Source organism: Paenibacillus sp. J22P218 (genome assembly GCF_056269195.1).
The window spans coordinates 1,775,290-1,797,754 of the sequence record NZ_JBWDNL010000001.1 but is presented as its reverse complement, the minus strand read 5'-3'; the positions used below and the strand labels follow the sequence as shown (position 1 = coordinate 1,797,754).

Annotated in this window: 20 protein-coding genes; 4 read left to right on the top strand and 16 right to left on the bottom strand. The window is 50.5% G+C overall.

All coding sequences use genetic code 11. The features are described 5' to 3' along the window. Nucleotides 1-2: 2 nt before the first annotated feature. The 12 genes from AC0YN0_RS07590 to AC0YN0_RS07535 all read right to left on the bottom strand — a co-directional run bounded on the left by AC0YN0_RS07590 (nucleotide 3) and on the right by AC0YN0_RS07535 (nucleotide 13,793). Nucleotides 3-947: an FAD binding domain-containing protein gene (locus AC0YN0_RS07590; protein ID WP_475820662.1), complete on the bottom strand. Its 945-nt coding sequence runs from the start codon at nucleotides 945-947 to the stop codon at nucleotides 3-5. Between the two features lie 21 nt (nucleotides 948-968). Then, nucleotides 969-1,898 carry an ABC transporter permease gene (locus AC0YN0_RS07585; RefSeq protein WP_475820661.1) on the bottom strand — a complete coding sequence of 310 codons (930 nt, stop codon included), beginning with the start codon at nucleotides 1,896-1,898 and terminating at the stop codon, nucleotides 969-971. Between the two features lie 15 nt (nucleotides 1,899-1,913). Then, nucleotides 1,914-2,975 carry an ABC transporter permease gene (locus AC0YN0_RS07580; RefSeq protein ID WP_475820922.1) on the bottom strand — a complete coding sequence of 354 codons (1,062 nt, stop codon included), beginning with the start codon at nucleotides 2,973-2,975 and terminating at the stop codon, nucleotides 1,914-1,916. Between the two features lie 71 nt (nucleotides 2,976-3,046). Continuing rightward, a complete protein-coding gene (locus AC0YN0_RS07575; protein ID WP_475820660.1) occupies nucleotides 3,047-4,594 on the bottom strand; it encodes an ABC transporter ATP-binding protein in 1,548 nt (515 codons plus the stop codon). 141 nt (nucleotides 4,595-4,735) lie between these two features. Beyond that, nucleotides 4,736-5,905 (bottom strand): BMP family ABC transporter substrate-binding protein, encoded by a 1,170-nt coding sequence (locus tag AC0YN0_RS07570; protein WP_475820659.1) that lies wholly within the window; start codon nucleotides 5,903-5,905, stop codon nucleotides 4,736-4,738. A 195-nt stretch (nucleotides 5,906-6,100) separates the two neighbouring features. Further along, nucleotides 6,101-6,742 (bottom strand): nucleotidyltransferase family protein, encoded by a 642-nt coding sequence (locus AC0YN0_RS07565; protein ID WP_475820658.1) that lies wholly within the window; start codon nucleotides 6,740-6,742, stop codon nucleotides 6,101-6,103. Then, nucleotides 6,654-7,763 carry an XdhC family protein gene (locus tag AC0YN0_RS07560; RefSeq protein ID WP_475820657.1) on the bottom strand — a complete coding sequence of 370 codons (1,110 nt, stop codon included), beginning with the start codon at nucleotides 7,761-7,763 and terminating at the stop codon, nucleotides 6,654-6,656. The genes AC0YN0_RS07565 and AC0YN0_RS07560 overlap by 89 nt, the downstream gene beginning before the upstream one ends. A 55-nt stretch (nucleotides 7,764-7,818) precedes the next feature. After that, nucleotides 7,819-9,144, bottom strand: coding sequence for a 5'-deoxyadenosine deaminase (locus tag AC0YN0_RS07555; RefSeq protein WP_475820656.1), 1,326 nt, complete (start codon nucleotides 9,142-9,144; stop codon nucleotides 7,819-7,821). Between the two features lie 13 nt (nucleotides 9,145-9,157). Beyond that, nucleotides 9,158-10,792 (bottom strand): PucR family transcriptional regulator, encoded by a 1,635-nt coding sequence (locus tag AC0YN0_RS07550; protein ID WP_475820655.1) that lies wholly within the window; start codon nucleotides 10,790-10,792, stop codon nucleotides 9,158-9,160. 292 nt (nucleotides 10,793-11,084) lie between these two features. Beyond that, nucleotides 11,085-12,044, bottom strand: coding sequence for a serine hydrolase domain-containing protein (locus AC0YN0_RS07545; RefSeq protein WP_475820654.1), 960 nt, complete (start codon nucleotides 12,042-12,044; stop codon nucleotides 11,085-11,087). An 18-nt stretch (nucleotides 12,045-12,062) separates the two neighbouring features. Continuing rightward, the gene (locus tag AC0YN0_RS07540) at nucleotides 12,063-13,466 is read right to left on the bottom strand and encodes an MDR family MFS transporter (protein WP_475820653.1); all 1,404 of its coding nucleotides are present in this window, start codon (nucleotides 13,464-13,466) and stop codon (nucleotides 12,063-12,065) included. Nucleotides 13,467-13,547: 81 nt separating this feature from the next. Continuing rightward, entirely contained in the window at nucleotides 13,548-13,793 is a 246-nt protein-coding gene (locus AC0YN0_RS07535; protein WP_475820652.1) for a hypothetical protein, read from the bottom strand. Nucleotides 13,794-14,013: 220 nt separating this feature from the next. Between AC0YN0_RS07535 and AC0YN0_RS07530 the strand changes: the two genes are divergently transcribed. Together AC0YN0_RS07530 and AC0YN0_RS07525 are read left to right on the top strand one after the other, a co-directional pair. Then, on the top strand, nucleotides 14,014-14,640 hold the full coding sequence (locus AC0YN0_RS07530) for a DedA family protein (protein WP_337101263.1): 627 nt from the start codon (nucleotides 14,014-14,016) through the stop codon (nucleotides 14,638-14,640). 240 nt (nucleotides 14,641-14,880) lie between these two features. Further along, complete coding sequence (locus AC0YN0_RS07525) at nucleotides 14,881-16,332, top strand: SulP family inorganic anion transporter (RefSeq protein ID WP_475820651.1); 1,452 nt, start codon at nucleotides 14,881-14,883, stop codon at nucleotides 16,330-16,332. Between the two features lie 61 nt (nucleotides 16,333-16,393). Here AC0YN0_RS07525 and AC0YN0_RS07520 read toward each other — a convergent pair whose 3' ends face one another. Both AC0YN0_RS07520 and AC0YN0_RS07515 read right to left on the bottom strand, forming a co-directional pair. Further along, nucleotides 16,394-16,663, bottom strand: coding sequence for a hypothetical protein (locus AC0YN0_RS07520; RefSeq protein ID WP_475820650.1), 270 nt, complete (start codon nucleotides 16,661-16,663; stop codon nucleotides 16,394-16,396). A gap of 38 nt (nucleotides 16,664-16,701) precedes the next feature. Next, complete coding sequence (locus tag AC0YN0_RS07515) at nucleotides 16,702-17,145, bottom strand: DUF6376 family protein (RefSeq protein ID WP_475820649.1); 444 nt, start codon at nucleotides 17,143-17,145, stop codon at nucleotides 16,702-16,704. Between the two features lie 166 nt (nucleotides 17,146-17,311). On the opposite strand from AC0YN0_RS07515, the gene AC0YN0_RS07510 reads away from it, so the two are divergent. Then, nucleotides 17,312-18,724, top strand: a complete 1,413-nt coding sequence (locus tag AC0YN0_RS07510; RefSeq protein ID WP_475820648.1) for a hypothetical protein — start codon at nucleotides 17,312-17,314, stop codon at nucleotides 18,722-18,724. On the opposite strand, the gene AC0YN0_RS07505 is transcribed toward AC0YN0_RS07510, so the two are convergent. Further along, a complete protein-coding gene (locus tag AC0YN0_RS07505) occupies nucleotides 18,693-19,289 on the bottom strand; it encodes a hypothetical protein (protein ID WP_475820647.1) in 597 nt (198 codons plus the stop codon). The genes AC0YN0_RS07510 and AC0YN0_RS07505 overlap by 32 nt on opposite strands. A gap of 162 nt (nucleotides 19,290-19,451) precedes the next feature. Further along, nucleotides 19,452-21,686: an MMPL family transporter gene (locus AC0YN0_RS07500; protein WP_475820646.1), complete on the bottom strand. Its 2,235-nt coding sequence runs from the start codon at nucleotides 21,684-21,686 to the stop codon at nucleotides 19,452-19,454. A 132-nt stretch (nucleotides 21,687-21,818) separates the two neighbouring features. On the opposite strand from AC0YN0_RS07500, the gene AC0YN0_RS07495 reads away from it, so the two are divergent. Continuing rightward, nucleotides 21,819-22,436: a TetR/AcrR family transcriptional regulator gene (locus AC0YN0_RS07495; protein ID WP_475820645.1), complete on the top strand. Its 618-nt coding sequence runs from the start codon at nucleotides 21,819-21,821 to the stop codon at nucleotides 22,434-22,436. The last annotated feature ends 29 nt before the right edge of the window (nucleotides 22,437-22,465 follow it).

Below are 22,465 nucleotides of genomic sequence, written 5' to 3'. Positions count from 1 at the left end.
CCTCACCTTCCCCCGTTAACAGCTTCTGCCGCCGATTTCCACAGCTCCGTCACAATCAAATTAGCGGCTGTTGACTTGCGATAGTCCGCAGATGCGAATAGATCACCTTTTGGCTCGAAGACATCAAACACACCGTCGTATATTCGCTTAAGAGTAGCCGTGTTAAGTTCCGAGCCCGCGAAGGTAGCTTCCAGCTCCTTCAAACGGCGAGGAATGGTTTGGCCGCCGCCGACGGCCAGCTTCAAATGCTCCAATACACCTGCGGCGTTAATCGTACCGCTAACAGCTGCCGTAACGACGGACGGCGTGAACGCCTCACGGCGTCCGACTTTATAATAAGCGCCGAAGCGCTTCGCATTCGAATCCATCATTTCCGTTGCAACAGGCTGAGGAACGGAAATACCAAGCAGAAGACGACCGCTTATTGGTGTAGAAGGCGTTGATTCCTCGATTGCGGCCAGCCAATCGGACAGCTCCTCCCAGTGCTCTCCTGCTCCGCCGAACAGATGCAGCTGCGCATCGTAGACGAGCAGCGCAGGCAACGAATCGCCGACTAATGAGCTTATGTTGCCGCCAATCGTCGCAAGCTGACGAACGGACGGGGCGGCGATCTGTTTGATCGCCTCCGTAAGCAGCGGCAGCTTCTGCGCAATTAGCTCGTGGCTTCTGCATACAGCCAGCGATGTCGAGGCATCGATCGCAATACCCGTTTCATGCCCTCGAATCGACTCCGCTCGTCCGCTTATTCCGCTGACGTCAATAAGATGGGCAGGCATCTTGGCCAACCCCGATTCCCATTGCGTTCGGAGCAGCGTACCTCCCGCCGTATAGACGGCGTCTGCTCCGTAATTTTGCTTCAATTGCCATGCATCCGCCGCAGATTGCGGATGCCATACAAGAGGAGACTTTATGGTCCCCTGTGCCCGTGCGTTTGCGTTTGTACCCATGCTGTTCCCCTCCTGCTACTGCTAGAATCGTTGTTCTCTTATATACGGCGCACCGAGCGATTCCGGCGAGCCCGAAGGTTTGTTGCGATTGCGCCATCCCAAGTACATAAGTACAAGAATCGTTACGATATACGGAATCATTTTCAAGAAATAGGAAGGTATTTCACTGCCAATAAGCTGAATGCGGAAGCCGAGCATATCGAGCGCGCCGAAGAAATAGGCGCAAAACAATGCCCGAACCGGATTCCATCGTGCAAAAATAATAAGCGCAACCGCAATCCATCCGCGTCCGGAGGTCATCCCTTCCGTCCAGGTTGGCGAGTACACGAGCAGCAGATCGGCACCCGCAAAGCCAATAAGCGCAGATCCAGCGACGATATAAGCATATCTAAGCAGTTGTACGCGAATGCCCATTACGTCTGCTGTTGCCGGATTGTCTCCGATCGCTCGCAGATGCAAGCCTGCTGATGTCTTATGAATGTAGAGATGAAGGACAATAACAAGAACGAAGCTGAACCAAGTCAGCACATCTAGATGCGCGAACACGGGACCGATGAACGGAATGGACTCGAGCCACGGCATATCGAGCTTCGGCACAGCGCCATTAACAGGCTGACCGCTGATCGGCTTGCCCAGGTATGCGCTAAGACCCGCACCGAACAACGTCATTGCAAGTCCGCTTACAATCTGGTTCGTTCGAAGCGAGACGCTAAGGAAGGCATGCACGAAACCAAGCGCCATGCTGACGCCGCAGACTGCAAGCAGCGTAACCGTCAAGCTGCCCGTATGCAAATAAGTCAAGCAAGCTGTTACAGCTCCCATTAGCATGAGACCTTCAGCACCAAGTTGAATAATACCCGAGCGTTCAATCAATATGCCTCCGAGTGTCGCGAACAGGAGCGGCGTACCGGAAGAGATAGCCGCCAGCACCATTTGTATAACAATATCCATGTCTGATCCGCTCCTCTAGTAACTGTTCTTGCGAATTCGGAACTTGCTGATCGTACCGCCGGCAATTAAGAAAAATAAGATGGCTCCCTGGAGCATTTCCGATATGGAAGACGGCAGTCCTATCGTCTGAACGCTGTAGCCGCCGACAATTAACCCGCCGAACAGAAATGACGAAATAATGAGTCCAACCGGATGCAGCTTGGCTAACCAAGCAACGATAATCGCTGTATAGCCGTAACCAGGCGATATGCCGTACATTAGTCTATGCGAGACACCTGACACTTCTGCCATACCTGCTAGACCGGCAAGCCCCCCGCTAATAAGCATAACGAGCAGTATATGTCTGCTGATCCGAATGCCCGCATTGCGCGCTGCCTCTGGGTTGGCGCCGATCAGACGAAGCTCGTAGCCCCATCTCGTGTACTTAATGAACAGGAAGTATAGAATGACAGCGATAATACCGAACACAAGACCAAGATGAAGTCTCGTGTCGCCGAGCACGGGCAGCGACTGCGCCTCTGTAAAAATCGGCGTACCCGGGAAATTCATCCCCTGCGGATCTTTCCACGGACCGAAGACGAAATAGTCCATCGCTAGAAGCGCCACATAGTTTAACATCAAGGAGCTGACAAGCTCGTTAACTTGGAAATACGTTCGCGGAATGGCGGTCAGCAGTCCCCATATTCCGCCAGCGACGATACTTAAAACAATCATCGCAGGAATGATTAGAACGCCCGGCAGGTTCGGCATATAGATCGTTACTGCTGTAGCCGCCATCGCTCCTGCGGCGAATTGGCCTTCTGCGCCGATATTCCACACCGATATGCGATAAGCGATCGCAACGCCGAGACCGCAAAGCAATAACGGTATCGACTTGACGAGCGTCTCCGTGATGCCGTATTCGGTGCCGAAAGCGCCCGTGAACATTTTTTTGTACACGGGAATGGGGTTCATGCCGTTCGCTGCTATGAAGATGCCGCAGGCGATTAACGCAAGCAGAACAGAAGCGAACGGGATCCACCAGGCGTTGCCTTTCTTCGAAGGATCGATCTCGATCCGATAGGCGAACAGGTTCATGCCCTTCGGCGCTCTGGATTTACCCGGTGGAGGTGTACCGACGCTCGTGCTAGTTAAGGCCGCTTTGTCGCTCATACCGCCGCCTCCTCTTTCTCGACGTCCACTACCCGCAGCCCCGCCATATACATGCCAATCGTTTCGCGATTCGCTTCCGAACGAGGGAGTTCGCCAACGATCTGTCCGTTGTAAATGACTAATATCCGGTCGGACAGCTGCATAACCTCATCCAGATCCTCCGATATGAGCAGCACGCTTTTTCCTTCCCCGCGCATATCGGTCAATAGCCGATGAACGCCTTCCGTCGCGCCGACGTCCAATCCCTGTGTAGGATGCACAGCTACCATCAACAGCGGCTGCTGGTGAACCTCCCTGGCAAGCAGCAGCTTCTGTTGATTGCCTCCGGAGAGCTGCTGGACCGGTGTGTCCAGGTTCGGCGTCTTCACGTCGAATTGCTCCACTAGACTTTGCGACCATTCGCGATTGTGACCGGTGCGCAAGAATCCAAAGCGCGAACGTTCCTCCGATCGATACGACTTGAATAATAGATTATCAACAACGCCGAGACTCCCGGCTAACCCGCTCTTCATCCGGTTCTCCGGCACATGTGCGATACCTGCCTCAATGGCCCCTTTGACCGATCCATTCTTTAATGCTTCTCCATTAAAATGAATCGTACCGCGCTTCCAACTGCGAAGCCCGGTCAGCACCTCGGCCAGCTCCTTCTGCCCGTTGCCTGCAACGCCAGCAACGCCAACAATTTCACCTTCATTCACATGCAGCGTGAAGCCGTCAAGCGTCTTGCGCCCATGATCGGCGAACACGTCAACCTGTTGAACCGTAAGCAACGGCTTGCCTGGCTGACGCGGCGCAAGCGGGCGAGCTTCTCCGATTTCCTTGCCGACCATCAGCTTCGCGAGATCTCGCTCATTCGTCTCGCTTTTGGCCATCGAATGGATCATCTTTCCTTTACGCATAACCGAAATATGGTCGGATACCGCCATGACTTCTTTCAGCTTATGCGTAGTCAAGATAACGGTCTTGCCTTCCCGCTTCATATGCTGCAGCGTCTCGAAGAGCTGCTCCGCCTCGCCTGGTGTCAATACGGATGTAGGTTCATCCAATATAATAAGGCTGGCGCCTCTGTACAGCGTCTTCACGATCTCGACGCGCTGCTGCTCGCCGACAGACAGCTGCCAGATCGGGCGGTCAACCGGGAATGCAAGCCCGAATCGATCTGCAATGCCTTCAATTTCCTCCTGCTTATCGCGCAGCCACTTCGCCCCGCGCCAAAACGACGATTTCTCGCCCAAAATAATATTTTCCGCCGCCGTCAGCGTCTGCACGAGACGGAAGTTTTGAAACACCATACCGACGCCAAGCTTCATCGCGTCCTTCGGCGAGCGAATACGAGCTTTCTCGCCATGGATCAGGATTTCTCCGCTCGTAGGTCGATAAACGCCCGACAGCATGCACATCATCGTACTTTTGCCTGCTCCATTCTCTCCAAGCAGCGCATGAATCTCGCCGGGTTTGGCATAGAAATCGACGTTGTCATTGGCTACGACCGAGCCGAACCGCTTCACAATCTGCTGCATCTCTACCGAGTATATGGACTCCATAGGCGTTCTTCCTCTCAATAAATCTTTCCTTTGAATCGCCTCATCTTGAAAATAATACGGTTATAAATCAACAAATCCCTTAGGGAAGGGATTTGTTGATTGACTGTTATTTAAGAACATACAAGCTATCAAAGCTGCTATTTATTTCGGGATCGTGCCGTCTACGCCTTTCACAAACCAATCCATGACTAGAATTTCCTCGAGAGTCAGCGTTTTGCCTTCTTCTACCTTGACTGCGCCAGTCGGATCAACGATAGGTCCTTTGAATACGCTCATTTCGCCGCTAGTCAATTTCACTTTCGTTTCGTCAACCAGCTTCTTCACATCTTCCGGAACGCTAGGTCCCATCGGGGCGAGATCGACCATGCCATCGGAGAGCGATCCGGAGAATTGCTCACTCTTCCATGTGCCGTCGATAACCGATTGTACGACCTGCGTATAATACGGACCCCAGTTCCAAATCGGGTTGGTCAAGTACGCTTCTGGAGCGAAGCGTGTCATATCGGAGTCGTTGCCGCCTGCCATTGCGCCTCGTTCAGCAGCCGCTTGAAGCGTTGCCGGCGAATCCTGATAAGCGAGCAGCACGTCTGCGCCTTTGTCCAGCAAGCTGACTGCCGCTTGACGTTCCGTCGTTGGATCATACCATGTGTTCGTCCATACAACGCTTACCGTAGCATCCGGATTCACGCTTTGTACGCCGAGCGTGAAAGCGTTAATGTTATAGATAACTTCTGGTATCGGGAACGCGCCTACATAGCCGATCAAGTTCTTCTTCGTTACTTTGCCTGCCGCAATACCGCTTAGGTAGCTGGCATCGTAGTTTTTGCCGAAGTAAGTGCTCATGTTGTCATTCGTCTTGTAGCCGCCGGCGTGCAAAAATTTCACATCTGGGAACTTCTTGGCAACGTTCAGCGTAGGGTCCATGTAGCCAAAGCTTGTCGTAAAGACGATGTCGTGATTCTGAGCAAGCTCTGTTATGATCCTCTCTGCATCCGCGCTCTCCGGCACGTTCTCAACCGTATCCGCTTTGATGCCTAACTTCTCTTCCATGTACTTGCGGCCTCTATCGTGTTCGAATGTCCATCCGCCATCTCCTGGAGGGCCGATGTAGACGAAAGCAACTTTAGGAAGCTCTGCAGGCGTATCTGTCGCAGCTCCGTCCGAAGCTTTATCGGTCGGTGCGTTCGTCGCGCCATTGTTACCGCCTTCTGCCGGATCGTTTTTGTCATTGCTGGAACAACCGGATAATACGAGTACGAGCGTTAAGATGATGGCCAAGCTTACGGACAATACTCTGTTGCGTTGCTTCATTGCGTTCCACCCCGACTCTCTATTTTTCATCTCTCAACTTTGTTCGAGATGTAACTTCAATATATATTCACGTCATGGTAACGTCAATATATATGACATTATATTGGTCGAGTGTCTAAAAATAGCATTGTCCATTGTGCGTCATGCACTAAATGAACTTTATTGTGTTATATTACCTTACACAAAAGAGGTATCTCACGGTCGAACGGACGTATTGTACGCAATCGCAAGCTCTAAATCTATTGGATTGTCCACATCTAGCAACACTTCATTCGACCGTGCAGATACAGCTTCTCCGCGATAGCGAGCGTCTGCAAACAATTTACGCGCCCCCGTGTCACCTTCCAGCTTAGTTACAGCCGCAAACATCGACTTCGACAAAATTGCAGGCGGCATCAACGCATAGGTCCCATTCTCTTCATTCCATGATGAGCTTGCAACGTAATCCAGGTTAGTCTGCTTGCTATAACGATCCATAAGCCGCTCTAAATGAGTCTTATCAACAAATGGCTGATCAGCCAGCATAACAAGGACTGCATCCGGCAACGCATCCTCCCCATTAGGTTGAATCCATGGCAGTGCCTCTAATCCCGTTCGCAATGAATAAGCCATTCCGTCATCCGCTCTTTCGCTAAATACAATCCGAACGGAAGGAGAGTCTTGAGACGGTTGGCCCAAGACTCTCTCGGCAAACTCCTTAGACAGCCAATTTAGAGGATCGCTTGGATGTACAACAACGACGACTTCCTCAACGCTGCATTGAAGCAGCGCATGAAGAGCCATGCTGCCGAGCGTCATCCCCGGCATCAGCTCCAATTCCTGCTTGCGCCGTCCCATTCGCTTGCTCCGGCCAGCCGCCAAATAAATAGCCGATATGACCATCAGCTCTCGCCCCTCTCCGCGCGCGTTCGGTTCGGCCTGCCCGCACAGCGATTAGCTCCGCAACAACGCTCACCGCAATCTCATAAGGTCCGTCGGCACCGATCGATAAGCCGATAGGAGCTCTAACGTTCGACGGCATCAAGAAGGTTTCGAACAGCATGCGTATTCGTTTCTTCGATCCCATGACACCGATATAGGCTAACCCAAGCGGAAGAGCGATCCCTAACAGCTCTTTATCCTGCTGCAGCTGATGACTGCAAATAATTAAATAATCATTGCGGCTCATCGCCAGCTCAGCCGCTATCTCCGCTGGCGTGCCAATGACAATCAGCGCCTCCGGGAAACGTTCATTCGTGCATATACCGGCTCTCCAATCTGCTATAACAAGCTGAAAGCCGACATTTCTAGCTATTGAATATATAGCATCAGCATCCTTGCCTGCACCGAACAATACGAGTCTTGGCCGCGGTCTGATGGTAAAGAACAATCGATCAGGCACATTATCAATCTCTGTGAAGCGGATAGGCTCGGCGGTATCATTCACCCGCTCTCGAATACGGTACGTGATATCCGAATGAACCAAACGCCGCTCTAAGGTTACGCTTCGCCCGCCGCCAACAATGGCAGCAGCTTCAATTAGCAGCTCACGCAGCAGGCCCGTTACCGGCTCCAGCAGCACCCTTATCTCGCCTCCGCAGCCGAGCGCTTCTCCCCATATCGCATCCTCTTCAGGATTCATATTATATTGCGCAATCTCGAATTGACCTTCGCCCGACAACCATACCCGTTCTGTGCGTTCGAGCAAATCATGCTCTAGACAACCCGGGCTTATGGTGCCAATCTGCTCACCGTCAAGCTTGAACAGCATACATGCGCCTGGCTTACGATAGGAATGTCCATTCACATCGATAATCGTAGCGAGCACGGACGGTTCTTCGCTATCCACAATCGATTGCAATAGCCGATGCACATCCATATGCCGTTCCTCCTATTCTAGCGGACCATTTGTCCGTTCCTTTATGGATAGTCGATTATAATCTAGCGATAAGACGGCGAAGCGATTGATCCGCTTCCTTCAGCACGACCGTTTTGTCAATCGTCCTCACAAGCTTCTGTTCCATCACCACTTGACCGTCAATAATGACCGTATCGACATCGCCTCTAGTCGCCGCATAGACAACGCGGGAATACCAATCCGCATCGAATGATGGATAGACGTGGAAGTCCTCTAGATCAAGCAGCTGTATATCGGCAAGCTTGCCGGCCTCAATGCTGCCGATCTTCTCCTCCATACCAAGCACTCGCGCTCCGCCGATCGTTGCCAGCCGCAACACTTGTCTCGCATTCATGACCGTCGGACCATGTTTCACCTTTTGAATATACGCAGTCAGGCGCATTTCTTGAAACATATCAAGGTTGTTGTTGCACGGCGCTCCGTCTGCGCCAAGACCTACATCAATTCCTTGCTCAAGGAGCAGCGGAACTTCTGCAATACCTGATGACAGCTTCAAGTTCGAGCCCGGGCAATGCGTCACTTTGACGCCGCGATCGCGAATAATGCGTTTCTCTTCTTCATCCAGCCATATACTATGAGCGAGAATCAGATTAGGACGCGCCAGACCGATATGGTCAAGATAGACGACATTGCGCATGCCGCGTTCAGCCTCCACCATCTCGATCTCCCCTAAATTTTCCGATGCATGAGTATGAACCATAACACCGTATTGAGCAGACAAGTCACGAACACCGACAAGCAGCTCTTCCGTGCACGAGACGACAAAACGCGGACAGAACGCATACTGTATGCGCCCATTTGCAGCACCGTGCCACTTTTCGAGCAGATCGACGCTATCCTGCAGCGACTTGGCAGTATTCTCTTGCAGCGGCAGCGGCACTTCCGAGCCATGATCCATCATTACCTTGCCGGATACCGCTCGTATACCGCTTTCCATAATAGCTTGGAACGCGGATTCCGTATAATGAACCGTCTCCATATCTAGAATCGTCGTCGTTCCGCTTCGAATGAGTTCGCCAATGCCTAACATGGCTGAGTAGTATACAGAATCCTCGCTATGCGCTGCTTCAAGCGGCCATATTTTCTCCTTCAACCAATCAATTAAAGCAAGATCATCCGCACGTCCGCGGAACAACGTTTGGCATAGATGGATGTGCGTCTGAATAAACCCCGGCAGCAGCACTTTACCGCCCGCATCGATTATTCGGTCTGCATGCGGGGCATCGATGGACCCGCCTACTTGCTTTATTACATTTCCTTCTATTAAAAGATCGCCTTCTACGATGTCATGCTGTTCGTTCATTGTCATAATAACGGCATTGCGAATCCATATTGTAGCCACGGCTATCTCTCCTTTATTGCTTTCCGACACGCAGCGTCTCTTTGACTTGAACGCTGCCGCTCGTTGCGAAAGGCTGGTTATGAAGCATACGGCGAAAAATAAACGCAATTTTCAGACGCATAAAATCATTCATCTTCTTCAAATCAACTTCCAGCAGCTCGCTTATCTTCTCAATACGGTATGTCGCAGTGTTGCGATGAATGAACAGCTTTTTGGCCGTCTCATTTAATTGTCCGTCGTTTTCCAAGTAGGCTTCAAGCGTGCGCAGCATCTCGGAGGCGTATTCCGGTTCTTTGTTCAACAACGAACCTAACCAGCGCTTGCAGAACGTCTCCATTCGTTCTTTGGTCACATGCTCGAAGATAAGCGCGAGATCCATTGTCTCGTAGCTTAAGATTCGGCTGCCGCCGCCCCATTCCGCTGATAGGCGATTCGTCTCCTTGCATTCCTCGAACGCTTCGGCAAGCTGGTTAGCACGCTTCTTCGCACTGCTAATAGAGGCTCTGATCTCATAGCCGCCTTTCGTTTTCACCGAAGCAAAAAATGGAGCAAGCGCCGAAGCGATTGCTTCATCGCCATTGTCCGCGTCGGCAGGGAACACCGACAGCAATCCGTCTTCCATTACGATATGAGTGCCCTTTAATTGTTGAATACTCGAGTTACACAGATATTCCGACTTCAGCAGCTCCAGTTTCTCCGTCCGCAGCTCCTTATGGATCAGCCCGCTGAAATCCGTCAGCACACAGCGATACCACGGGCGGAACAGATCGATCTCGAAGCGCTCCGCATACTCTTCTATTGTCTCAACAGGAAGTCCGTTCAATAGAAACCGTTTGATAAGCAGCCCGAAATCCTTCTGCACCGATAGTTCGAAATAATCCTCATAGCTAAAATTCATATGATAGGCAATCAGCTCAGCGGCTTGATAATATAAACCTTCCTCAATCGGCGTTACGAGCAGCTCCGATTGAAAGAACAGCACGCAACCGGAATCGGGCGTATGCTTGATGAGCGGAATGCGAAGCGCCTCGACCTGCTTGCAGGAGATCCATCCCTCTGCTCGTTGCCCTTGCATCCCGCTTGCGATCTCTTCGGCAGATAATAACGTGCCATTATAAACAATCTGTCCGCGCGATCCAACCACGGCAAGCGGAATTTCCACTACTTCAGCAATCGAGTCGAACATTTGTTGAATCGGATTAGGCTTCAACGCGAATCTCATCAATTGGATTTGTTTATTAACGACATCGGTCAGAACACCGGTGCTTCGCTTCATTTCCGCCCGGAACAATCCATTCATTTGGTCCGAGAAGGTGAACGGGTATGGCAGTTCGATAATCGGAAATCCAAGCTCGTTCGCTTGGTCGATCAGCTGCTGCGGCACTTCCGTCCAGAATCTGCCAAGCTTAATGCCAAGCGCCGCCGATCCGCGTTCATGCAGCGTTCGCAGCAATTGACAAGCGTCCTCTGGATGATCCTTGATGAGATACGCAGTCGTCAGCAGCATCTCGCCTTCCTTAATCCAATCCGTAATATCGGGCGCATCCATCACATTGACGGATGTAATAATTTTATTTTTCCCTTTGATACCGGCAATCAGTTTCCCTTCCGATAACGGATACACCGATAAAGCTTGCTCGACGGTCATATGCAATCGACACACCCCGCTCTCGAATGATTGCTGCTCCCTATCGCCTGTTCAAGCATCCCATCTTTCAAGCAAAACGTAAGCATTTATGTTAGTTTATCTAACATATTATATTAGGATTTGGGTTATGGCAATACATTTCATTAGGAATCAGATCATATCGAGACAAAACGACGGATTTACCTCACACATATATTACACCAATTGAGGATCGATTTTGAAACCGGCGATGGATCAGCCGTAGAATAGAAAAGGACTTCGACCGAAGTCGAAGCCCTTTCTATTACGCGCGTTATTGAGCAATCGAGCTGAACATAGGCAGCAGCTCCTCGAAGATGAGTCGCCTCGACAGATCGGCATCATTCCGCTTCGTGACCGTTTTGCGTATGACGATAATGAGCTCTTGTTCGGGTGCGATGAGCAAATATTGTCCGCCGTGTCCAAAAGCAAAGTAACAATCCGTGTTTCCGTTATGGCTTGCCGGCGTGCGCCACCAATGATAACCGTATTCTCCGTAAATCGGCGGCTCGTAATGCAGCAGACCGCGATGATGCATCTTGGTGGAAAGATCAATCCACTCGGATGACAGCAGCCTCTCTCCTTCCCAGACGCCTCCTAGCTTATACAACAGACCAAACTTCGCCAAATCCATGCCAAATAAGCTTAGTCCGGTGCCGCCCTCATTGATTCCATCCTTCTCGGTCCATCTCGCCTTGCGGAACCCAAGCGGTTGGAATAGCTTCCTGCTTGCATAATCCAGCGCAGGCACGCCGACAGCCTTCGTTAATATGGCTGATAATAGATGCGATGCCCCCGAATTGTAAGTATAGGCTTGTCCAGGCGGCGAAATGATCGCTTTCTCCAGCACAAACCCGATCGGATCGCCGGCTGCCCGCAAAGCCCGGTACGGCTTATCGAAGTCCGGCCACTTAAATCCCGGCGTCATCGACAGCAGATGCTTAATCCGTATTGCCGCCTCGCTTGAAGCCGCCAATCGTGCCGAAGCTGGATGGTCCAAATAATCCGAGATCGGATCGTCAACACTGCCAATCCGACCTTCATCAATGGCCATGCCAATCAAACATGACAATACGCTCTTGGTGCATGAATAGAGACTTCCCATTGTATCCGTTCCGTGCTCATACCATTCCGCTGCTGCCTCGCCGTTATGAAGAACGATGACCGTATTCATTTTCCAAGCGCGAAGCTGATCGTCCAACGACTCAAGCCTGCTATGTAATTTCATGCTCATGCTGCCTCGGACTCTCCTCTACGAAACGCTGCTTTGCTGCTCTGCGGCAGACTGCCGATTAGGCAATACCGTCGAGACAAGCAATATAACAACCGCTATTAGCGCTACCCAAATAAAGATCGTATGCAAGCTGCTTTCAAGAAGACCGGCATCGATGCTATTCGTACTGCCTGTATTAAGAAGCATGCCGAATACGGTTATGCCAATCGTCTGACCAAGCGTACGAATGAAATTATTGCTGGCAACCGCCGAGCCGCGCAGCTCCCACCCGACGGCAGAAGATACGGTTACGGTCAACGAAGTCAGCGACAAACCGAATGACAACCCTGACAACAACGTGTAGACGATGAACCAAAAGAACGGGGTCTCCGCATTCATCAACGCCAGGCCAATCCCGCTTATAAGCAATAAAGTAGCGCCTGTAACCGTAATAAGCCGAACACCAAGCTTTGCAATCCAATTGCCTGCCAATATAGCACCTAGCGGCCAAGCAATAGAAAGCGGAATCATAACTAATCCCGAATAAGTTGCCGGCTTGTTATATACCCCTTGAATCCATAGCGGCAAATAAAAAATAATAACGACGTTTACGACACAAATTAGAAAGCCAGCCAAGTTCGCAACGCTAATAATGCGGCTTCTGAACAATTCGAACGGAATAATCGGCTCTGGCGACCTTCTTGATGCCGCAACGAATAAGGCCAGGAACACAACCGAAGCTGCGAACAGCATGCCGATTGCAAGCGTGGAAATGCCGTTTGCATCTTGATCGCGCAGCAGCGTCATCCCATATAGGAAGGCGAACATGCCAATCGTGAATAATACAATGCCTATGTAATCGATATGGCGTCTCTTCTTTACGAATGATTCGCGAAGCGCTGCAGAAAGCAAATAAATCGCTGCGATGCCAAACGGCAAGTTCATGTAGAAGATCGCTCTCCAAGAGACGTAATCAACGAGCAATCCGCCAAGCAAAGGTCCCGATATGCCTGCTATCCCCCATACGCTGGACATCCACCCTTGTACCTTGGCTCGCATCTCGTACGGGTACAGATCGCCAATAATCGTATAGGGTATCGTCGTTAACGCCCCGGCGCCAAGTCCTTGCAGCGCGCGAAACCATATGAGCTGGTTCATCGATTGCGCCACGCCAGACAGCATGGAGCCCGCTAGAAAAATAAGCGCACCAATAATAAAAATCTTTTTGCGGCCATATAAATCGGATAGCTTGCCATATACCGGAGTTGTAATAACCGTTGCCAGCAAATATATAGAAATAATCCAACTATACTGCCTAATTCCTTCAAGCTCGCTCGTAATGCTTGGCATTGCGGTACTGACAATCGTTCCTTCAATTGCGGCAAGGAAAGTAGCGACGAACAAAGCGATCGTCACTTGCTTTCGATTTTGTTGTGCTTGCATGCTTCACCCTTTCCATCTATCAGTCGTCACTCTATACTATAATCTATTCTGTTCTTTACCGTGCGTAAATATGAATGGTCATTACGAAGTTTGCAGAAGGTTCTCTCTCCAGAAGCGCAGACATTCCGCTTTCGTTGCCTTCACCAAATACTCGTTGCGTTCCGTTTCGCAAGCCGTCCAGAAGACTGTATCGCGGAACAAGCGGCACATCAGAAGCTCCGCTGCCTTGCATGCTGCAAGCTCATCAGCGAGCAGCTTGATGCATATCGTAAATACGAGCGTCTCGTATCGCCGTAAATATTCAACCTTTTGCTCAAAACCAAGCATCCTAACAGCCGCCTTTCGACCTATTGCCAAAATCTTCTGCAACTATTGTAGCTCAGTCTTGAAAGGAATTAGTTACGAAAAGGTTAAAGTTGAATCCTGCCTCCATTGCCAACGTATAATAGGTATCCATTCATGAGTCATTATGATAAGCTAACGTTTAGATGAATAATTCGGATGTAATTATTTGGAACAAATAAATGAACGATAGGATGCGTTTATAATGGGTGCCTATGACTTATTATTATCAATTATTGAACAGGTAGGCTATGCGGCCTTATTTCTAGTATTATGTCTTGGACTCATCGGACTGCCTATTCCGAACGAGGCGGTTGTTATGACCGGCGGCGCATTAGCAGCTTCGGGAGTCCTCTCTCCGATTCCAGCCTTTATTATGACTTGCCTTGGCATATGCTCCGCGATGAGCTTCGGTTATAGTATCGGAAGGTTTGCCGGCAGCCGGTTGTCCAACTGGTTCAGCAGCAAAAAAAACATTAATCGCTTCGTAACGCGTGCGGAAGAGCTGAGCGGCAAGTACGGCGGTTATGCAATAAGCCTAAGCCTCTGTCTGCCATTCCTAAGACATGTTACGCCTTACGTAATGGGTATTAACAAAATGCCGTTCAAACGTTTCATATTATTCGCTTATCCTTCGGCGTTTGTCTGGACGCTCATTTATTTCATTATCGGCACGTTAGTCGGCGAACAAGTCCAGAACATCGCCAATGCCATCTATCAATATGGAATATGGATCGTCGTTGCGCTTGCGGCAGCCGCAGCTGTCTACCTTGGATTCCGGATCACGAAGCAGCGCAGAATGAGCAAAGAAAACGTCGAACGTACGATGTAAACATGAACATAGTGAATGTACAGGAGAAGCATCGCAAAAAAGCGATGCTTCTTTTAATTGTTGCCTATTACGCAGTAAAGAGAAGGATTAGGGAGATTTAGTCTGATGTAAGCGCTTATTTGACGATCGCGATCAAAGATTCCTACTCATGTGATCAAGTATAATGACGATTAGTGCACATCGGCCCCGACTTTTCTGAAAGTGGAAAGTCCTATCATTTTCCTAGGAGGTATATTTGTTTTGCTCTTCAAACTTAGACAAACCTGGTTTTCCAATACCCGCAACGATATTTTATCCGGTATTACAGTCGCTCTCGCACTTATTCCAGAATCGATCGCCTTCTCGCTTATGGTTGGCGTCGATCCGATGGTCGGTATTTACGCATCGTTCTGCATTGCCGTTATTACGGCTTTCGCAGGCGGCCGTCCCGGCATGATTTCGGCAGCTACTGGCGCTATGGCGCTTATTATGGTTAGCCTTGTTGACAAGCATGGCATCGAGTATATGTTCGCCGCAACCATATTAGCAGGTGTGCTGCAGTTCATCATGGGCGCGCTTAAGCTTGGGCGCTTCATTCAGTTCGTTCCGCATTCCGTTATGCTCGGATTCGTGAACGCATTAGGCATTCTTATATTTACAACGCAGCTCGTTCACTTTGTAGGCGCAAGCTGGATCATGTACGCGCTCGTCGGCTTGACGCTGCTCATCATTTATATTTTACCGAGGTATACGAAAGCCGTTCCGTCGCCGCTTGCGGCGATCATTATCGTATCGTTGATCGCGATTGCGATAGGCGCAGATCTGAAGACCGTAGGCGATATGGGCAAAATCGAGAGCGTCATGCCGTTCTTTCATTTGCCTGACGTCCTACTCTCCTTCGATACGTTAGCCATCCTATTCCCATATTCGTTCTCGTTAGCCATTGTCGGCATTCTTGAGTCATTGTTAACGGCTTCGGTTATCGATGAGATCACGGATACGACCAGTAATAAAAACCGTGAAGTAAGAGGACAAGGGATCGCGAATATCGTCACAGGTTTCTTCGGGGGCATGGCAGGCTGCGCATTAATCGGGCAATCGGTCGTCAACATGAAATCCGGCGGTCGGACAAGGCTGTCAACGCTAGTTGCCGGGGCTTTCCTGCTGTTCCTCATTCTCGCGCTCAGTGATATGGTTCGCGCAATCCCAATGGCAGCCCTTGTCGGCGTCATGATCATGGTAGCGATCAGCACTTTCGATTGGAAGTCGGTGCTTCATCTTCATCGCGCACCGCGAACGGATGCGTTCACGATGATCGTGACCGTCATTATCGTATTAGTGACGCATGATCTGTCCAAAGGCGTTATGGCCGGCGTTGTGCTTAGCGCCCTGTTCTTCGCCTGGAAGATCGCTAAGATTAAAGCATCAGTCAAATTGGATGCAGCGAACGTTAAGACATACACGCTCCGCGGTCAGTTGTTTTTCGGTACGACGACCAGCTTCGTCAACCTATTCGATTTCATGAATGACCCGCAAACGATTGTGCTGGACTTCAGCGGCTCGCATGTGTGGGACCAATCAGCCGTAACCGCGATGACGAAGGTGAAAGCAAAGTATGAGCTGCTGGATAAGCAAGTATCGTTTATCGGACTTAACGAAGAAAGCCAAACGATCATTCATAGGACGGGCTTAACCTCATCAAGCGGTCATTAAATAGAAAAAACGCGTACGCTCTGACATGAAGATTTCAGAGTGCGCGCGTTTTTTCTTATCATTATTTTTCCAGCTTCGCCTTTGCCGTATCGACTAGCAGGTCGAACAGCTCATCGTCTTCCTCAAGCTGATTCTCCAAGGCCAGAAGCTCTTCTTCCTTGCCCGATTCATGAAGGAAGAACAACCCGTAGCCCCAATCTCTAGTACCGCGCTTGCTCGCAAGAGCGATCTCGTATTGATTGCTATGCCCTTCTGCTTCAAACTGTACTTTGCCGACATACCCATCTTCCTTCGAGTACGTCATCTCCGCGTTCAAAATCGTAATTTGCATGTTCAAATTTCTTCCTCTCGGCATTGTAACTACTGTCATTATTGCGGTGTTAGTTGATTTAATTGATTGAGCAGCTCATTGATCTTATTAATCGTATCTGAAATTCCTGTCGCTTCGAACGCTGCCCGGCCTTGCTCGATATTCGTCAGCGCCTTATCGATGCTCAGATTCAATTGCGCATTATATTCGGTAATCGACTGATGCAGATCCTTCGCATAATCCGGAACGGTCAATGCCCCGTATTCCTTGATCTGCTGCTTGAGCGCCAGCAATTGCTCCTTCAGATCGGTTCTTGCATTCAAATCGGTCACTGCTTGTTCTGCCATTGTCTGCATGTTTTGTCCGAAGTTCGTAATCGACTGCAAATAGGTCGTTGTTTCTGCGGCGAAATTGACGGTTTGGGTTGCTTCCTCGATAATGCCGCATCCAGCGGCAAATACCATAGCTGCGACTACAATCAGCATTAAGCTCCTTCTCATCATCAGTAAACCTCTCCTTATGACCATGCTTAAGTAGAATAGCATAGCCTCTAATCAGCTTGCAACCGTATAGGAGATTCATGACGAACGCCTATCCAGCCCCTTGCATACATTACAATACGATTCCGGCACAGCTCGGTTTCGTGTATCCCATGAGAGGGTGGTTTGGATGGTTATTCAATTAACGGCGCTGCACTGGGTATATCTAGGCTTCATAGTCGCCATTATTGGATTCATGCTAATGAGACGCGATACGACGTTAATCTGTATCGCGGGCATACTCGGCATCGGTTTGCTTGCAACCACATCGGCAAGCGGCTCGGTAAGCGGTATTTTCGATAGCTTTATTTTTGCCATCAAAGAATTAATAGGCACGATACTCATCATATCTATCATCGTTGCCATGAGCCGCGTGCTTATACGCACCGGAATAAATGAGATCATGATCTCGCCATTCACTTGGTTCATGAAAACGCCGGCGCTTGCTTTCTGGGGAATCGGCATCATCATGATGGTGACGTCTTGGTTTTTCTGGCCATCGCCAGCCGTTGCGCTTGTCGGGGCAGTGCTTCTGCCGGTCGCCATTCGCGTCGGATTGCCGGCTCTCGGCGCTGCCGTCGCCATGAACCTGTTCGGGCATGGCATCGCCTTGTCCGGCGACTATATTATTCAAGGCGCGCCTAAGCTGACAGCCGACGCTGCAGGATTGCCAGTCAGCGAAGTGATGCAGGCGAGCATACCGCTTGTTATCGTAATGGGCGTCGTGACGACCGTTGCAGCCTATTGGATGATGCGCCGCGATCAGCGGCTCGGCAAGTGGAATGACGGGCTTGTCGCCGCGACACCGGATGAGATCAAGGCAGACAGCAAGGACCAGGCCGAAGGGGCTGCCAGTCTATCGCTGCGTACGAAGCAAGTGCTCGCTGTCCTTATTCCCGTCTTGTTCGCGATTGATGTCATAACGATGTTCCTGTTAGATCTCCAAGGCGGTGAAGCTACCGCGCTGATCGGCGGAACCTCCATCCTGATCATGCTGCTTATCACGATGCTGTCGCATCGTGGCAAAGGGCTTGAGAAGACGACCAGCTATTTAATAGAAGGTTTCTTGTTCGGCTTCAAGGTGTTCGGCCCTGTCATTCCGATTGCCGCATTCTTCTATCTTGGCGATTCAGGCTTCCTGTCCTTGTTCGGCGAGAAGCTGCCTGACGGCTCTCTAGGCATCGTCAATGACCTCGGCCTTGCTCTCGCGCATGTCATGCCCGTTAATGGCGCCGTGGGTTCTGTAACGCTGACTGTCGTTGGCGCGATTACCGGACTCGACGGCTCAGGCTTCTCCGGCATTTCGCTTGCCGGCTCTATCGCCCAGCTGTTCGGCCACGCGATCGGATCGGGTCTAGCGACTCTGACCGCGCTTGGGCAAGTCGCCGCCATCTGGGTCGGAGGCGGTACGATCATTCCTTGGGCGCTCATTCCGGCAGCGGCCATCTGCGGCGTAAGCCCCTTCGAGCTCGCTCGCCGCAACTTAAAGCCGGTACTGCTCGGACTTACCGTTACGACGATTGTTGCGATGTTCTTGATTTAAGTCGTTTCTTCTTCCTGACGTATAGTAACGCTATCGTGCCTATAGTGAGCAGCAGCAGTATGAGCGGGATCATATAGCTGCTGCTTCCTTCGTTATCAAGACCAGTCTGCGGTACTGGCGGTATAGAGCCTTTGCCCAGCGCAGCTAAGTCTTCTCCCGCATCGCTGTACAGCGCTGTTCGGCTGCATAAGCTCACCTCCAATGATTTGCCCGTATCGCGGGCATATACGACGTACCGCTGCCCGCTCTTGAATTCGAATCCGCAGCTGTCGCTGCCGTTAGCGGATACGACCGCAATATTGGAAGTTACAAGTCCTTTCCATACCTCGTTGACATGAAAATTTGTTTTGACAGCATCTGCCGACGACTGGAACAACGGCAAGCCGGATTGCTTAATCGACACTGCCGTTCCTTCGAACACGGCGTCATTACGGTCACTTGCGTCCCTTACATCACCCATTTCCGCGCATGAACAGGCATACGTCATCTGCGGGGCGGACAATAGTCCGCCGGATACAAGCATTGCTGCTACCAGCATCAACCAAATCCATTTTGTTCTCTTCATCTTTACTCCCCCGTTTTCTAGTGTCTCTAAACCAATTCTCTATTCCCTATATAACGTTTGAGGATGGAAAATTGTTTCAAGTGCTCCTATTTCTTAGTGGGAATTTGGCAAAAGAAAATGCCCCGGCGACATCGAATGTCTGCCGAGGCATCGATCATTTTTTTATGGACGTGTTGCCGCAGCCGATTTTGTCTTCGGCTCTTCGATCAGTTCTGCTTTACCCGGCCAAAATGCTTTTTTGCCAAGCAACGCCGTAATTGCGGGAACAAGGAACGGACGAACGATGAACGTATCCATGAGCACACCGATTGCAGTGATCAGTCCAAATTGGACCAGCACTTGAATCGGAAGCGTCGCAAGCACAGCGAACGTTGCCGCCAGTATGAGGCCAGCCGAAGTAATAACGCCCCCTGTCTCGCCAACCCCTTCTTGAATCGCTTGCTTAAGAGGCATTATCTTTCGCTTCTGCCAAATGCTCGAGATCATGAAGATGTTGTAATCCTCGCCAAGCGCGATAAGGAATACGAAGGCGTATAGCGGAATCGCGCCTTGTATGGCGTCGACGCCCATGAAATAATGCAAGATGATCCACCCGAGACCTAATGCCGCTCCATAGGATAGGAGTACTGTAGCAATCAGATATAGAGTTGCGGTTATGGAGCGTAAGTAGATCAGGAGCAAAATCATGATTAAGATCGTAACGAGCGGGATAATAACCGTGTTATCACGATCGGTCAGCACCTTCGAATCATGCTGGGCAGCCGTCTGACCGCCGACCCATACTTTTTCTCCCGAATCCCCAATACTGGCATCGGCAAGAGCATCGCTTGCCGCTTCCTTGATGGCCGGAATGAGCGCCATCGCTTCTTGCGAATACGGATTAATATCGAGCACCACCGAGTAGGCAAGCAGATTCGGATCTTCCGAACTAACCTGCGGCTCAGCAACATGATCGATATGCTCAAGCGACTGCAGCTTGGAAGCGACATCGACCTGCTTGCCATCCGTATTCACGACTACGGTGACGGGAGCAAGATCGCCTGGCGTGAACGAAGCGGAGATGACGTCGAAGCCTTCCCTCGATTGCATATCCTTTGGAAAAGATGACAGCAAGTCATACGTATACTTGATCTGAGTCGAGAACGTTGCTAACGCGCCAAGCAAAACAATACATACGAGGACGACTGTCCATGGCTTCGTGACGACGAGCTTGCCGACCTTCATGCCAAGCTTCTTATTTGCATCCGGCTTGATGTAAGTTTTGCCGCGTCTTGCAGCACGAGCTTGATGCTCCTCCTCGGTGCGCGGAACGAACGGATAGAAGGAAGCGCGGCCGAAAATCGCGAGCAGCGCGGGTACGAGCGTCAAGCTGGCGATGCCCATAATGAGAATCGATAAGCTGAACGGAACCGCAAAGCGGTCATAAGCGCCGTACCTGGCAGCCAGTAGCGCGAACAGGGACAAAACGACCGTGAAACCGCTCATTGCTATAGCGCCGGACGCATCCTTGAAGGCACGCTTCAATGCCAGCCCCTTATCCTTCTCGCGCGTCAACTCCTGACGGTAATGCGAAATGAGGAATAAACAATAATCTGTACCAGCCCCGAACAGCAGTACGGTCATTATAGAGATCGCTTGCGCGTCAACCGTGATATAACCTTCTCCTGCCATCCAGCCGAGCAACGGGCTTGTTACCAAATAAGCGAATCCTACGCCGACAAGCGGGATAATAGCTAGAATCGGCGACCGGTAGATGAGCAGCAACAGGATGAGGACGAGCAATACGGTAGCGATCATCAACGATACGTCTGCGCCCTTGAACAAGTCCGTGGCGTCTACCGATATGCCGACCGGTCCGCTAAGGCGAACCGTAAGCTGCTCGGGATCGTTGATCGATGCAGCGAACGGGTCTTGGCCCGAAACGTCGCGAATAATCGTCTTGATTTCTTCCAAGTTTTCTTTCAGCACTTCCGTTTCTGTCTGCTCGGCGAACGAGACCGGCTGCACGAAAGTCGTTTGATCCTCGGATACGAATTGCTGCAAGGCCGGCAGCGGCATCGTATGGAGCGGAATAAGCTCGCCTTGCGCTTCAAGCGGATGATCGGTTAAAGCTTGGGAGGTTTGCCCGATGTAAGTTAAATCGTCATTCGTTAATCCGCCTTCGCGATGCCATACAATAAGAGCCGGCACGCCGGAGGCGTTAGGGAACTTCTCTTTAATAAGCCGATCAGCCAGTAAGGATGGACTGTCGTCTTCCAAATTTTGCGCGTTGTTCTGCTCTTTGTCACCAACAGCTGGCAGCGTAAGTGTCAGTACGGCCGCAAGTACAATCCAAATCGCGAGCGTTATCCACCTCGTACGGCGCCCGGCAACGATTGCGCCTATTTTCTCAATCATGACTCCATCCTCCATTTCACATCTACATTCAAATCGTTTAATATAGTATTACGAGCTCAAATTAATTATATATACCCGAAGGTTAATTAATCAACCTATAATTATTACGAATTATTGAATGAGGTGCAAAGATTGAAAGAAGAACAGCCAAGACGCAAACCGGGACGGCCTAAACGTTCCGAAACGATGCAGCCCAATCTGCTTATTTTGCGCACCGCCGCCATACTGTTCATGGAGCACGGCTTCGAGAAGGTGTCGCTTGAAGGCGTTGCGAAAGCATGCCGGATAACGAAAGCAAGCGTCTATTATTATTTCGACAACAAAGCGAAGCTCTTCACGGAATGTCTGTTATTCGTGCTCAAGATTGCATATGACCAGACCGCTCTAATCATGCGTGGACCAGGAACGCTCAAGGAACGTCTGCTCATTGTTGCGGAACGTCATATGAATAACGCGCATGTCGAGTTCGAGACGATGATGCGCGAAGCCGCTCCCGGCTTGTCGGAGGAACAGTTTAAGCAGATTCGGGATGGAGAAGCACAGCTTCATATTCTTTTGAGTGAAATTTTCGCGCAAGCGATGGAGGAAGGCGTGATCACGAAGTCAGATCCCTTGCTGCTCTCCCATACGTTCACGGCCATGATGACGGTACGCAATCACAAACAATTATTAAATGATCAAAAATCGGTGAAACAAGCTTCCGCCGAAATCGTACAATTACTTTGGAACGGATTACAGCCTCGATCCTAAGGCAATGGTTAGTTTCATCGATACTGCGA